Source organism: Pseudomonas crudilactis (assembly GCF_013433315.1).
Taxonomy (GTDB): domain Bacteria; phylum Pseudomonadota; class Gammaproteobacteria; order Pseudomonadales; family Pseudomonadaceae; genus Aquipseudomonas; species Aquipseudomonas crudilactis.
In genome coordinates this window covers 34,575-48,129 of sequence record NZ_WXVV01000024.1, presented here as the reverse complement: position 1 = coordinate 48,129, position 13,555 = coordinate 34,575, and the positions used below count along the sequence as shown (strand labels likewise).

The following is a 13,555-nucleotide window of genomic DNA, read 5'->3' as shown; positions in this document are numbered from 1 at the left end:
TGGACATGCTTGTCAGGATCAGCGGACTTTGCCCTCTGCCAGCGCCAGCTCCTCTTTGTCGAAATCATCGACGTCGATCACCTTGCGCCGTGCCGCTTCGGCATCGCGCAGACTCTGCGCTTCCATCGGTTGCAACACCCCGGCCTCAAGTGCTGCATCGATGGCGTGTTCACCCGCGGCCGGTTTGACCTGACCGCTTTTCAGCGAGGTGTGCAGTTTTTTGTGCAACGGTTGCGCGGCATGCAGCAGATCGCTGGCGTGTTGCAGCGCGCCGACGGCATCGTCTGCCGACTGCGGGCGATAACAACCGGCAAGCAGTTCTTCCAGGGCCGGATCACCCTTGGCGCGACCAATGACGCCCGCCACTTCGGCCCCGAGTTTGTCCGACGGGCCTTTGTGACGGCGACCAAACGGGAAGACGATGACGCGCAGCAGACAGCCAAACACTTTGTTCGGGAAGTTGCGCAGCAATTCATCCAGCGCCCGTTCCGCTTGGCCGAGGCTTTCTTCCATCGCCCAACGGAACAACGGTTCCATGTACGCCGGCGAATCCAGATCGTGGTAACGCTTGAGTGCGGCAGAGGCCAGATACAGGTTGCTCAGCACATCACCCAAGCGTGCCGACAGACGTTCACGACGTTTCAGTTCGCCTCCCAGCAGCATCATGCTGAAGTCGGCGAGCATGGCGAACGCCGCTGCCTGACGGTTCAGGGCGCGGAAGTAACCCTGACTGATCTTGTCGCCCGGCGCGTGTTCGAAGTGACCGAAACCGAGGTTCAGCACCAGCGTGCTGGCCGCGTTGCTTACGGCGAAACCGATGTGTTTGAGCAGCAGGCCATCGAACTCTTTCAGCGCCTGATCCTTGTCCTCACGCCCCGCCAGCGCCATTTCCTTGAGCACAAATGGATGGCAGCGAATCGCGCCCTGACCGAAGATCATCAGGTTGCGCGACAGGATGTTCGCACCTTCCACGGTGATGAAGATCGGTGCACCGTTCCAGCTGCGCCCGAGGTAGTTGTTCGGGCCCATGATGATCGCCTTGCCGCCGTGCACATCCATGGCGTGGCTGATGCACTCGCGACCGCGCTCGGTCAGGTGATACTTGAGGATCGCCGACAGCACCGAGGGTTTTTCGCCGAGGTCCACCGCGTTGGCGGTGAGCATCCGCGCCGCGTCCATCATCCACGCGTTACCGCCGATGCGTGCCATGGCTTCCTGAATGCCTTCAAACGCCGACAACGGTACGTTGAATTGTTCACGAATCTGCGCGTACTGACCGGTCACCAGACTGGTGAACTTGGCTGCGCCGGTGCCGACGGCTGGCAACGAGATAGAACGGCCGACCGACAGGCAGTTCATCAGCATCATCCAGCCCTTACCGAGCATTTCCTGACCGCCGATAAGGAAATCCAACGGGATGAACACATCCTTGCCGGAGTTCGGGCCGTTCATGAACGCAGCGCCCAGTGGCAGGTGACGACGACCGATTTCCACGCCGGCGGTATCGGTCGGGATCAGCGCGAGACTGATGCCGAGGTCTTCCTTGTCACCGAGCAGATGTTCCGGGTCATAGGCCTTGAAAGCCAGGCCGAGGAGGGTAGCGACCGGGCCGAGGGTGATGTAGCGTTTTTCCCAGTTCAAGCGCAGACCGATGACTTCCTGACCTTCCCATTGACCTTTGCAGATGATCCCGGTGTCGGGCATCGCCCCGGCATCGGAACCCGCGAGCGGGCCGGTGAGGGCGAAGCAGGGAATGTCATCGCCGCGAGCCAGGCGTGGCAGGTAGTGATTGCGTTGCTCGTCGGTGCCGTAATGCAGCAGCAGTTCGGCCGGGCCGAGTGAGTTCGGCACCATGACAGTGGAGGCGAGGTCACCGCTGCGGGTCGCCAGTTTCATTGCCACTTGCGAGTGCGCGTAAGCCGAGAAGCCTTTACCGCCAAACTCTTTTGGAATGATCAGGGCGAAGAAGCCATGTTCCTTGATGTGTGTCCAGGCTTCGGGTGGCAGGTCCATCGACTGGCCGATCTGCCAGTCAGTGACCATCGCGCAGAGTTCCTCTGTCGGGCCGTCGATGAACGCCTGTTCCTCTTCGCTCAGTTGCGCCTTGGGATAGGCCAGCAGTTTGTCCCAGTCCGGACGGCCGCTGAACAGCTCGCCATCCCACCACACGGTGCCGGCGTCGATCGCGTCGCGTTCGGTCTGCGACATCGGTGGCAGGGTTTTCTGGAACCAGTTGAACAGCGGCGCGGTGAAGTGCTTACGGCGCAGGTCGGGCAGCAGCAACGGTGCAGCGACCACCGCCAGCAAGACCCAGAACATCAGCAACAACCAGCCCGGTGCGTGACTGAATATCCCCATCGCCAAAAGGTAGACGGCAACGATGCCCAACGCGGGCAGAGGCGAAATACGCCGGTGGGCGAGATACGCCACGCCGACGATCAAAACCAGTATCCACAACAACAGCATATTCAGTCCTCCGTGAACCAAGGCAAATCGACCCTCCAGAGCTTAGACGGCATCTGTAAAACCGGGTGGTCAGACCAAGGTGATTAAAATCGTGGGAAACCCCGGATGGTTTTCGTAGGTTCGGTGGGCAACACGTGTGGGAAATCGTTCGCTGATCCCGCGTCTTTGCGTCCAAGTTTGGCCGAAACGTCGTTATCTCTGTGCTGAAGCTGTCGCTAGACTCGGGACTCACCCAGGAGATTGTCGTCATGCACGAGTATCTGAATCCCGGCCGCTTCATCGATAGTGACCACCCGGCGGTGGTGGAGTTCGCCGAACAGCATCGCGGCGCCAGCCGCGATCCGCTCGCGCAGGCGATCAGTCTTTATTACGCCGTGCGTGAGGCGGTGCGCTACAACCCCTACACCTTCAGCCGTGATCCACAGACCTTGCGCGGCAGTTATGCGCTGGCGACGGGGGAGAGTTATTGCGTACCGAAAGCCACGCTGCTGGCGGGCTGCGCTCGGCATTGCGGAATCGCGGCGCGGATCGGTCTGGCCGACGTGAAAAATCACCTGTCGACCCCGCGTCTGCTCGAGTTATTGAAAAGCGACATGTTCGCCATGCACGGCTACACCGAGTTATTTCTCAATGATCGCTGGGTCAAGGCCACGCCGGCGTTCAACCAGAAGCTCTGCGAGCTGTTCAACGTTGCGCCGCTGGAATTCGACGGTATCAATGACAGCGTTTTCCACCCGTTCAACCGCGACGGTGCACAGTTGATGGAGTACTTGGTCGATCACGGACAATTCGCCGATGTCCCGGAAACGTTCTTCTTCGAACATCTGCAAAAGTGCTATCCGCATCTGTTCACTGATCAGCAGCCACCATTGCTGGGCGATATGCAGAGTGATTTGAGCCGCGTCTGATCCGGCGTATGCTGCCTGCCCACTCATTTGAAAAGAGGCGGTCATGCTGAAGATTTGGGGACGGAAAAACTCATCGAATGTCAGGAAGCCGTTGTGGGCTGCTGAAGAGCTCGGCCTGGCCTACGAGGCGATCGATGCCGGTGGCGCATTCGGCGTGGTCGACACACCCGAGTACCGGGCGATGAACCCGAACGGGCGGGTGCCGGTGATTGAGGACGACGGTTTTGTACTCTGGGAATCCAACGCCATCGTTCGCTATCTGCTGGCCAGACATGCCCTCGACAGCCATTGGTATTCGGCGGATCCGCAAGCACGCGCCATCGCTGACAAGTGGATGGACTGGACCACGTCGAGTTTTGCCGGCCCTTTCCGCACGGTGTTCTGGGGTGTGTTGCGCACGCCGGCGGAGAAGCAGGACTGGGCGGCCATCAACGCCGCGATCAAGGAATGCAACGAGCTGCTCAACATGGCCGATCAGGCGCTCGCCAGCCAACCTTACCTGTCTGGTGAAGAAATCGGCATGGGCGACATTCCACTGGGCAGTTTCATTTATGCCTGGTTCGAGATGCCCATCGAACGCGCCCCGCAGCCGCATCTGCAAGCCTGGTACGAGCGCTTGAAGCAGCGTCCGGCTTATAAAAAAGCCGTTATGACCGCGTTGACTTAATACCTACTATCGACACACTTGACTGTACTTGTGCGGCGGCGGCAAGCACCATTGCGCACTTGCGCTGCGGTTCGATCTTTCGCCGCCGTCTCCTTTTTTCCTTCAATGGTGCGTAAATCAGATATGAGTTCCGCTCTGTCCATCCGGCAGCTAACCAAAACCTACGGCAACGGGTTCCAGGCCTTGAGTGGTATCGATCTGGACGTCGCCGAAGGTGACTTTTTCGCCTTGCTCGGCCCCAACGGTGCTGGCAAATCCACGACCATCGGCATTCTCTCGACCCTGGTCAACAAGACCAGCGGCACGGTGAATATCTTCGGTCACGACCTGGACAAGAATCCTGCGCAGCTCAAGCGCTCGATCGGCGTGGTGCCGCAGGAATTCAACTTCAATCAGTTTGAAAAGACCTTCGACATCGTCGTCACTCAGGCCGGTTACTACGGCATTCCGGCGAAAGTTGCCAAGGAACGCGCCGAGCAATATCTGACCCAGCTCGGCCTGTGGGACAAGCGCGATGTGCCGTCGCGTTCGTTGTCCGGCGGCATGAAGCGGCGCCTGATGATTGCCCGTGCGCTGGTGCACGAACCGCGTCTGCTGATCCTCGATGAGCCGACCGCAGGCGTCGATATCGAACTGCGCCGTTCGATGTGGACGTTCCTCACCGAACTGAACCAGAAAGGCATCACCATCATCCTCACCACGCACTATCTGGAAGAGGCTGAGCAGTTGTGCCGCAACATCGGCATCATCGACCACGGCACCATCGTCGAGAACACCAGCATGAAACAATTGCTGGGCCAGTTGCACGTGGAAACCTTCTTGCTGGACCTGAAACACCACTTGCACGCCGCGCCGCAACTACTCGGTTATCCGGCCCGGTTGATCGACAGCCATACCCTGGAAGTCCAGGTCGACAAATCCATGGGCATCACGGCGTTGTTCACCCAGTTGGCGCAGCAGAACATCGAAGTATTGAGCCTGCGTAACAAAACCAATCGCCTTGAGGAACTGTTCGTGTCCCTGGTGGAGAAAAATCTGTCGAAGGTGGCGGTATGAGTTCCGAATTCCGTCCCAACCTCGTCGCCCTGCAAACCATTGTTTACCGCGAGGTCAAACGCTTCACGCGGATCTGGCCGCAGACGCTGCTGCCGCCAGCTATCACCATGGTTCTGTACTTTGTGATCTTCGGTAACCTGATCGGCCGGCAAATCGGCGACATGGGTGGCTTCACTTACATGGAGTACATCGTGCCGGGGCTGATCATGATGTCGGTGATCACCAACTCCTACGGCAACGTCGTCTCGAGTTTCTTCGGCAGCAAGTTCCAGCGCTCGATCGAGGAATTGATGGTCTCGCCGGTTTCGCCTCATACAATTCTGATTGGCTTCACCATCGGCGGCGTGTTGCGTGGTCTGATGGTCGGCGTGATTGTGACGATCCTGTCGCTGTTCTTCACCCATTTGCAGGTGCATCACCTGGGTGTGACCATTCTGGTGGTGGTGCTGACGGCGACGATCTTCTCGCTGCTGGGCTTTATCAACGCGGTGTTTGCGCGCAACTTCGATGATATTTCGATTATCCCGACCTTTGTGCTGACGCCGCTGACGTACCTGGGCGGGGTGTTCTACTCGATCACGTTGTTGCCGCCGTTCTGGCAGACCGTGTCGCTGGCCAACCCGGTGCTGCACATGGTCAACGCCTTCCGCTACGGCATTCTCGGTGTGTCGGATATCAAGATCGGCATCGCGATCACCTTTATGCTGGTGGCGACGGTGGTGCTGTATCTCGGTTGCGCACGGTTGCTGGTGAGTGGACGCGGGATGCGTACCTGATCCAGAACCGCGTCGACTTCTTCGCGAGCCTGCTCGCGAATGCAAACGCCACAAATCAAAACGGCCTCCCACTGCGGAGGCCGTTTTGCATTCAGCGCATTCTGTTTTTCTTGCGCCGCGCCCATTGCCGCGCCACCCACCAGCGCCAATACATCATCACAATGCAGTAGGCGAGGGCGCCGAGTACCAGTCCCACCACCACCGAGCCGAGCAGAAACGGCTGCCACAACGTCGACAACTCGCCGCTGATCCACTCCCAGGTCAACTCGTCCGGCAGATGCCGGGCAGGCACGTCCATCAAAAACGCCCCGGCCTGATACGTGCAGAAGAACACCGCCGGCATGGTGATCGGATTGGTCAGCCACACCAGACTGACCGCAATCGGCATGTTCCCCCGCACGGTGATCGCCAGCGCGGCCGCGACCAGCATCTGCGCCGGAATCGGCAGGAATGCGGCAAACAAACCGACGGCCATTGCCCGCGCGACCGAGTGGCGATTGAGGTGCCAGAGGTTCGGGTCATGCAGCAACTTGCCGAGAAAGCGTAAGGATTTGTGTTCCCTGATGCTCGTCGGATCGGGCATGTAACGTTTGAATAAGCGCCGGGGCATAAGGCTTCTCGGTCGGTTAAGGCGGCAAGTATGTCTGGATTCTACGAAGCGCCCATTCAGACTTTGTGACAATTGTTGACGGCGTCCGTGCCCGACACCCGCTATGCCTAAGTACGGGACTCTCAAGGACGGGCTTATGCGCACAGGGATGATGGCGCTGGCAGTCGGTCTGCTGGCCCCGGTTTTTATGCCGGCATTACCGCCGGTCTGGTTGATGCTGTTATTGCTGGTCGTGGCTTTGATGCTGCTGCCGTTTCGCAGCTATCCCTTGGCGTTTCTGCTGTTTGGCTTCACGTGGGCCAGCGTCGGTGCGCAGTGGGCGTTGAATGATCGTTTGCCGGCCGGGCTGGATGGAGAAACCCGGTGGGTCGAAGGGCGGGTCGTCGGTTTACCGCAGAACAGTGAAGGCGTGGTGCGTTTCGAACTGGCTGATGCGCGCTCGCGTCACGAAAAACTGCCAACGCTGATGCGGCTCGCGTGGTACGGCGGGCCGCCGGTCAACAGTGGCGAGCGCTGGCGTCTGGCGGTCAAGCTCAAGCGTGCGGGTGGTTTGCTCAATCCGGACGCTTTCGATTACGAGGCGTGGTTACTGGCGCAACGCATCGGTGCGACCGGCACGATCAAGGACGGCCAGTGCCTGAGCGAAGCGCGCTGGGCCTGGCGCGACAGTATTCGGCAGCGTTTGCTGAGTGTAGATGCACAGGGACGTAACGGAGCGCTGGCCGCGTTGGTGCTGGGCGATGGCTCGGGGCTCAGTCGCGAGGACTGGCAGATTCTGCAGGACACCGGCACTGTGCATTTGCTGGTGATTTCCGGGCAGCACATTGGATTGCTGGCAGCGGAGATGTACATGCTCGTCGGCGGATTGGCCCGCTTTGGCCTGTGGCCGCTGCGCTGGCCCTGGCTGCCGTGGGCCTGCGGCCTGGCATTCGCGGCTGCGCTCGGTTATGGCCTCCTTGCCGGTTTCGACGTGCCGGTACAGCGCGCCTGCGTGATGGTCGGGCTGGTACTGTTGTGGCGCCTGCGCTTTCGTCATCTTGGTGCGTGGTGGCCGTTGTTGCTGGCGTTCAATGCGGTACTTTTGTTCGATCCCCTGGCCAGCCTGCGCCCCGGCTTCTGGTTGTCCTTTACGGCCGTAGCAGTGTTGATTTTTACCTTTGGTGGCCGCTTGGGTGGGTGGCGTTGGTGGCAAACCTGGACGCGGGCGCAATGGTTGATAGCCATCGGTCTGTGCCCGGTGTTGCTGGCACTGAATCTGCCGATCAGCCTTAGCGGGCCATTGGCAAATCTGTTGGCGGTGCCTTGGGTCAGCCTCGTGGCGTTGCCGCCGGCACTGCTCGGCACGCTGATGTTACCGGTGCCGCATGTCGGGGAAGGTCTTTTGTGGCTGGCCGGCGGTTTGATCGACGCGCTGTTTCGCGCTTTGGCGGTGATTGCCGGGCAGTGGCCGGCATGGACAGCCGCCGCCGTGCCGGGCTGGGTCTGGTTGCTCGGCAGCCTCGGTGCCGTGTTGTTGCTGTTGCCGCGCGGTGTGCCGATGCGCCCGCTGGGCTGGCCATTGCTGTTGCTATTGGTTGTGCCGCCACGCGAGCGCCTGGATGAAGGGGTGGCCGATATCTGGCAACTCGATGTCGGCCAAGGCCTGGCCATTCTGATCCGCACCCGTCATTACGCGCTGCTGTATGACGCCGGGCCGCGTTTTGGCGATTTCGATCTCGGCGAGCGGGTGGTGCTGCCCGCGTTGCGCAAACTCAATGTGGAAAAACTCGATTTGATGCTGCTCAGCCATGCGGACGCCGATCACGCTGGCGGCGCTTTGGCGATCACCCGTGGTCTGACCGTCGATCAAGTGATCAGCGGCGACCCGGCGGGATTGCCCGCGCAGTTGCGCGCCGAAGCCTGCGAAAGCGGCCGGCAATGGCAGTGGGACGGCGTGCGTTTTCAACTCTGGCAGTGGGCGGATGCCCGCGACAGCAATCAGCGTTCCTGCGTATTGCAGATCGAGGCCAATGGCGAGCGCCTGCTGCTGACCGGCGATATCGACACCCACGCCGAACGCTCGCTGCTCGACAGTCCGCTGGTTGCCCCGACGCACTGGCTGCAAGCGCCTCACCATGGCAGCCGCAGTTCATCGTCGATGGCGCTGCTTAACGTCTTGAAGCCAGAGTCCGTGCTGATTTCGCGAGGTCATGGCAATTCATTTGGCCATCCCCACCCAACCGTGCTCGCGCGTTATCGGAAACAGGGCCTGCGCATTTACGACAGCGCCGAGCAGGGCGCCATTCATCTGCAACTGGGCCGCTTCAAACCGCCGTGGACGATGCGTCAACAGCGGCGTTTCTGGCGCGATCCGCCGGCACTCGCCCGTTGATCGGTGCCAGCATGGATGCCACCTCACGGTCGTCGGAGCGGCGGGTCTTAATCGCGGATCGGTATGGTAAAGTGGCGCACTTTTTCGAGGGGACTGTCACTGTGTGGGAATTGGTCAAATCCGGCGGCTGGATGATGTTGCCGATCATTCTGAGTTCCATCGCGGCCATGGCGATCGTCGCCGAGCGCCTGTGGACCCTGCGCGCCAGTCGCGTCACCCCCGAGCATCTGCTGGGCCAGGTCTGGGTGTGGATCAAGGACAAGCAGCTCAATAAAGAAAAACTCAAGGAATTGCGCGCCAATTCGCCGCTGGGGGAAATCCTCGCTGCCGGTCTGGCCAACTCCAAGCATGGTCGCGAGATCATGAAAGAGTGCATCGAAGAGGCCGCCGCCCGGGTCATTCACGAACTCGAACGCTACGTCAATGCGCTGGGCACCATTGCCGCCATGTCGCCGTTGCTCGGTCTGCTGGGCACGGTGCTGGGCATGATCGACATTTTCAGCGCCTTTACTGGCTCAGGCATGACCACCAACGCTTCGGTATTGGCTGGTGGTATTTCCAAAGCGCTGATCACCACGGCTGCGGGTCTGATGGTCGGTATTCCGGCGGTGTTCTTCCACCGGTTCCTGCAACGCCGCATCGATGAACTGGTGGTGGGCATGGAACAGGAAGCGATCAAACTGGTTGAAGTGGTGCAGGGCGACCGTGACGTCGATCTGGCCGAGGGCCGCGCGTGAAATTCCGTCGCAAGCCTCGGGAAACCATCGATATCAACCTCGCGTCGCTGATCGACGTGGTGTTCATTCTGCTGCTGTTTTTCGTCGTGACCACCACGTTTACCCGTGAAACCCAGTTGCGTGTCGATTTGCCGGAAGCGGTCAGTGGCTCGCCGGCCGAAGATCAGCAACTCAAGCAGATTGACGTGGCCATCAGCGCTGAGGGCGTGTTTTCGGTGAACAACAAGATTTTGCCGAAAAATGATCTGGCGACTTTGATGGAAGCCATGCAGAAAGAATCCAACGGCGACACCAATATGCCGTTGTCGATCAGTGCCGACGGCAAGACTCAGCATCAATCAGTGATCACCGCCATGGACGCGGCCGGCAAGCTCGGTTTCAGCCATCTGCGCATGACCACGGTCGAGGCGGCGCCCAAATCCTGATGAGCCTGTCCGATCGTTTGCTCGCTGCGTGGTATCAGGGGCACCCGGCCCTGACGCTGCTGCGGCCGCTGGAAATGCTCTATCGCCGCGTGGTGGTGGGTAAGCGCCAGCGCTTTCTCGACGGTGAAGGCGAGATCTATCAGCCTCCGGTGCCGTTGATTGTGGTGGGTAACATCACCGTCGGCGGTACCGGCAAGACGCCGATGATTCTCTGGCTGATCGAACATTGCCGGCGCAGCGGATTGCGCGTCGGTGTGGTCAGTCGCGGTTACGGTGCTAAGCCGCCACAATTGCCCTGGCGCGTTGAGGCCGATCAAACCGCCGACATTGCCGGTGACGAACCGCTGCTGATCGTGCAGCGCACTGGCGTGCCGCTGATGATCGATCCCGATCGCAGCGCGGCCGTCAAAGCGTTGCTCGCCAGTGAACCGTTGGATCTGATCCTCTCCGATGACGGCATGCAGCATTATCGTCTGGCGCGTGATCTGGAGCTGGTGCTGATCGACGCTGCTCGCGGCCTCGGTAATAAGCGCTGCCTGCCCGCCGGGCCTTTACGCGAGCCGATCGAACGCCTGCAAAGCGTCGACGGCGTGCTGTTCAACGGTGCCACTGAAGATCGCGACGACGGTTTCGCTTTCCATCTGCAACCCACTGCTCTGGTCAATCTGCACAGCGGCGAGCGTAAACCGCTCGATCATTTTCCAGCAGGCCAGGCCGTGCACGCCGTCGCCGGAATCGGCAATCCGCAACGTTTCTTCAATACCCTCGAGGCGCTAGACTGGCGAGCAATCCCACATGCGTTTGCCGATCACGCCGAATACAGCGTGCAAGCCTTGAATTTCACACCTTCATTGCCGTTGGTGATGACCGAAAAAGACGCGGTGAAGTGCCGCTCTTTTGCTGCTGCCGACTGGTGGTATCTGGCCGTCGATGCCGTGCCGTCGCCGGCCTTCGTGGCCTGGTTTGACACACATCTGATGCGCCTGTTGCCCGATCGGCTTTTGCCTTAACTCTTTACTCAGGGAATGTTCATGGACACCAAATTGCTCGATATCCTCGCGTGCCCGATCTGCAAAGGCCCGCTCAAGCTCAGCGCCGACAAGACCGAGTTGATCAGCAAGGGCGCCGGTCTGGCGTACCCGATCCGCGACGGCATCCCGGTGATGCTCGAAAGCGAAGCCCGCACCCTGACCACCGACGAGCGTCTGGATAAATGACCACTGCCTTCACCGTTGTCATCCCGTCGCGTTTCGCCTCGACCCGTTTGCCGGGCAAGCCGCTGCTGGACATTGCCGGCAAGCCGATGATCCAGCACGTCTGGGAGCAGGCGAGCAAAAGCAGCGCCACTCGTGTGGTGGTCGCGACTGACGACGCGCGCATCGTCGAGGCTTGCAAGGCCTTTGGCGCCGAAGTGGTGCTGACCCGTGAAGACCATAATTCCGGCACTGATCGTCTGGCCGAAGTCGCGGCGAAACTGGGCCTTGAGCCTGACGCGATCGTGGTCAACGTGCAGGGTGACGAGCCGCTGATTCCGCCGAGCGTGATCGATCAGGTTGCCGCCAATCTGGCCGCTCACACTGAAGCGCGCATGGCCACGCTGGCCGAGCCGATCGAGGACGTGGAAACCCTGTTCAATCCGAACGTGGTCAAGGTCGTCAGCGACCTCAACGGTCTGGCGCTGACTTTCAGCCGCGCGACCCTGCCGTGGGCACGCGACGCGTTCGCCAAGAGCCGCGAGCAATTGCCGGAGGGCGTGCCATACCGTCGCCATATCGGCATCTATGCCTACCGCGCCGGTTTCCTTCAGGACTTCGTCAGTTGGGGCCCGTGCTGGCTGGAAAACACTGAATCCCTCGAGCAACTGCGTGCCCTGTGGCATGGCGTGCGCATTCACGTTGCCGACGCGCTGATCGCACCGCCAACCGGCGTCGACACGGTTGAAGATCTCGAGCGCGTTCGTCGCCTGCTGGGGGCCTGATGCGCGTTCTGTTTGTATGCCTGGGCAACATTTGCCGCTCGCCCACGGCCGAAGGCGTGTTGCGGCACAAACTGCGTGAAGCGGGGCTGGCGGATCAAGTCGAAGTGGCTTCCGCCGGCACCGGTGACTGGCACGTCGGCAATCCGCCGGACAAGCGCAGCCAAGCTGCCGCCAAAGTGCGTGGTTATGACCTGTCGGCGCAACGCGCGCAACAGGTCAGCCGGGCCGACTTCGCCAGTTACGACTTGATTTTGGCGATGGACAACAGCAACCTGCGTAACCTCAAGGCATTGCAGCCGTCCACCGGCAAAGCCGAGCTGGACCTGTTTCTGCGTCGCTACGCCGGTGTTGTCGATGAAGTGCCGGATCCTTATTACGACGGCGATCAGGGTTTCGAGCAGGTACTGGATCTGATTGAAGCGGCCTGTGACCAATTGTTGATCGAAGTGAAGGGCCGGCTATGAGTTTGCAGGTGCAACCGCAGGTTTCCCTGAAACCGTTCAACAGTTTTGGCGTCGATGTCCGCGCGCAACTGTTCGCCGAAGCCCATAGCGATACCGATGTCCGTGAAGCGCTGGCGTATGCCACGGCTCACGACGTGCCGTTGCTGGTGATCGGCGGGGGCAGCAACTTGCTGCTGACTGCGGATATCCCTGCGCTGGTCTTGCGCATGGCGACGCGCGGGATTCGTGTGATCAGCGATGGCGGCAGCCGCGTGGTGATCGAAGCTGAGGCCGGCGAGCCGTGGCACCCCTTTGTGCAATACACCCTGGCGCAGGGCTTTTCCGGACTGGAAAACCTCAGCCTGATCCCCGGCACTGTCGGCGCTGCGCCGATGCAGAACATTGGCGCTTACGGCGTCGAGATCAAGGATGTCTTCGCTGGCCTCACCGCGCTGGATCGTCAGACCGGCGAGCTGCACGATTTCACCCTCGAAGAATGCAACTTCGCCTACCGCGACAGCCTGTTCAAGCAGCAGCCTGGGCGCTGGCTGATTCTACGTGTGCGTTTCACGCTCGATCGCGTCGCGCATCTGCATCTGGAATACGGTCCGGTGCGCCAGCGCCTGAGTGAGCAGGGGATCGAGCAGCCTACGCCGACCGATGTCAGTCGAGCGATTTGCAGCATCCGCAGTGAAAAACTGCCGGATCCTGCGGTGCTTGGCAATGCCGGCAGCTTCTTCAAGAATCCGCTGGTGTCTGCGGCCATCGTCGCGCAGATCAAAGAACAGCATCCGGATGTGGTGGCCTATGCGCAACCGGACGGGCAGATGAAACTGGCGGCGGGTTGGCTGATCGAGCGTGCCGGCTGGAAAGGTTTCCGTAAGGCCGATGCCGGCGTACATAAATTGCAGGCGCTGGTATTGGTCAACTACGGCACGGCGACCGGCCTGCAACTGCTCGATCTGGCGCAACGCATTCAGAAAGACATTGCCGAACGTTTCAATGTCGAGCTGGAGATGGAGCCTAACCGCTATTGAGACTACGCTTTCAAAGCACATCCAAGGCCCTGCACTGATTAAAAAGTGCAGGGCTTTTTTGTTAACGCTGGGTTAACTTAG

Annotated in this window: 14 protein-coding genes; 12 read left to right on the top strand and 2 right to left on the bottom strand. The window is 60.3% G+C overall.

Annotation, left to right across the window (positions count from 1 at the left end; genetic code table 11):
• Positions 1 to 18 precede the first annotated feature (18 nt).
• Positions 19 to 2,466 (bottom strand): acyl-CoA dehydrogenase, encoded by a 2,448-nt coding sequence (locus GTU76_RS23440; protein WP_180699720.1) that lies wholly within the window; start codon positions 2,464 to 2,466, stop codon positions 19 to 21.
• Positions 2,467 to 2,714: 248 nt separating this feature from the next.
• Here GTU76_RS23440 and GTU76_RS23435 point away from each other — a divergent pair, with 248 nt between their 5' ends.
• The 4 genes from GTU76_RS23435 (at position 2,715) to GTU76_RS23420 (ending at position 5,873) form a co-directional block, all read left to right on the top strand.
• Positions 2,715 to 3,374, top strand: coding sequence for a transglutaminase-like domain-containing protein (locus GTU76_RS23435; protein WP_180699719.1), 660 nt, complete (start codon positions 2,715 to 2,717; stop codon positions 3,372 to 3,374).
• 43 nt (positions 3,375 to 3,417) lie between these two features.
• On the top strand, positions 3,418 to 4,041 hold the full coding sequence (locus GTU76_RS23430) for a glutathione S-transferase family protein (protein ID WP_016986046.1): 624 nt from the start codon (positions 3,418 to 3,420) through the stop codon (positions 4,039 to 4,041).
• A gap of 123 nt (positions 4,042 to 4,164) precedes the next feature.
• Complete coding sequence (locus GTU76_RS23425) at positions 4,165 to 5,097, top strand: ABC transporter ATP-binding protein (protein WP_180699718.1); 933 nt, start codon at positions 4,165 to 4,167, stop codon at positions 5,095 to 5,097.
• Positions 5,094 to 5,873 (top strand): ABC transporter permease, encoded by a 780-nt coding sequence (locus GTU76_RS23420; protein WP_008087860.1) that lies wholly within the window; start codon positions 5,094 to 5,096, stop codon positions 5,871 to 5,873. Before GTU76_RS23425 ends, GTU76_RS23420 begins: the two co-directional genes overlap by 4 nt.
• Before the next feature lie 91 nt (positions 5,874 to 5,964).
• Here GTU76_RS23420 and GTU76_RS23415 read toward each other — a convergent pair whose 3' ends face one another.
• A complete protein-coding gene (locus GTU76_RS23415; RefSeq protein ID WP_175553492.1) occupies positions 5,965 to 6,483 on the bottom strand; it encodes a DUF2062 domain-containing protein in 519 nt (172 codons plus the stop codon).
• 136 nt (positions 6,484 to 6,619) lie between these two features.
• On the opposite strand from GTU76_RS23415, the gene GTU76_RS23410 reads away from it, so the two are divergent.
• The 8 genes from GTU76_RS23410 to murB all read left to right on the top strand — a co-directional run bounded on the left by GTU76_RS23410 (position 6,620) and on the right by murB (position 13,474).
• Positions 6,620 to 8,854, top strand: coding sequence for a DNA internalization-related competence protein ComEC/Rec2 (locus GTU76_RS23410; protein WP_180699717.1), 2,235 nt, complete (start codon positions 6,620 to 6,622; stop codon positions 8,852 to 8,854).
• Between the two features lie 101 nt (positions 8,855 to 8,955).
• Entirely contained in the window at positions 8,956 to 9,591 is a 636-nt protein-coding gene (locus GTU76_RS23405) for a MotA/TolQ/ExbB proton channel family protein (protein WP_007908216.1), read from the top strand.
• The gene (locus GTU76_RS23400; protein ID WP_007908223.1) at positions 9,588 to 10,016 is read left to right on the top strand and encodes an ExbD/TolR family protein; all 429 of its coding nucleotides are present in this window, start codon (positions 9,588 to 9,590) and stop codon (positions 10,014 to 10,016) included. The genes GTU76_RS23405 and GTU76_RS23400 overlap by 4 nt, the downstream gene beginning before the upstream one ends.
• Entirely contained in the window at positions 10,016 to 11,026 is a 1,011-nt protein-coding gene (gene lpxK / locus GTU76_RS23395) for a tetraacyldisaccharide 4'-kinase (RefSeq protein ID WP_016986043.1), read from the top strand. The genes GTU76_RS23400 and lpxK overlap by 1 nt, the downstream gene beginning before the upstream one ends.
• Before the next feature lie 21 nt (positions 11,027 to 11,047).
• Complete coding sequence (locus tag GTU76_RS23390) at positions 11,048 to 11,233, top strand: Trm112 family protein (RefSeq protein ID WP_003174668.1); 186 nt, start codon at positions 11,048 to 11,050, stop codon at positions 11,231 to 11,233.
• Positions 11,230 to 11,994 (top strand): 3-deoxy-manno-octulosonate cytidylyltransferase, encoded by a 765-nt coding sequence (kdsB, locus tag GTU76_RS23385; RefSeq protein WP_180699716.1) that lies wholly within the window; start codon positions 11,230 to 11,232, stop codon positions 11,992 to 11,994. The genes GTU76_RS23390 and kdsB overlap by 4 nt, the downstream gene beginning before the upstream one ends.
• Complete coding sequence (locus GTU76_RS23380; protein WP_016986041.1) at positions 11,994 to 12,458, top strand: low molecular weight protein-tyrosine-phosphatase; 465 nt, start codon at positions 11,994 to 11,996, stop codon at positions 12,456 to 12,458. Before kdsB ends, GTU76_RS23380 begins: the two co-directional genes overlap by 1 nt.
• Positions 12,455 to 13,474 carry a UDP-N-acetylmuramate dehydrogenase gene (murB, locus tag GTU76_RS23375; protein ID WP_180699715.1) on the top strand — a complete coding sequence of 340 codons (1,020 nt, stop codon included), beginning with the start codon at positions 12,455 to 12,457 and terminating at the stop codon, positions 13,472 to 13,474. Before GTU76_RS23380 ends, murB begins: the two co-directional genes overlap by 4 nt.
• Positions 13,475 to 13,555 lie beyond the last annotated feature (81 nt).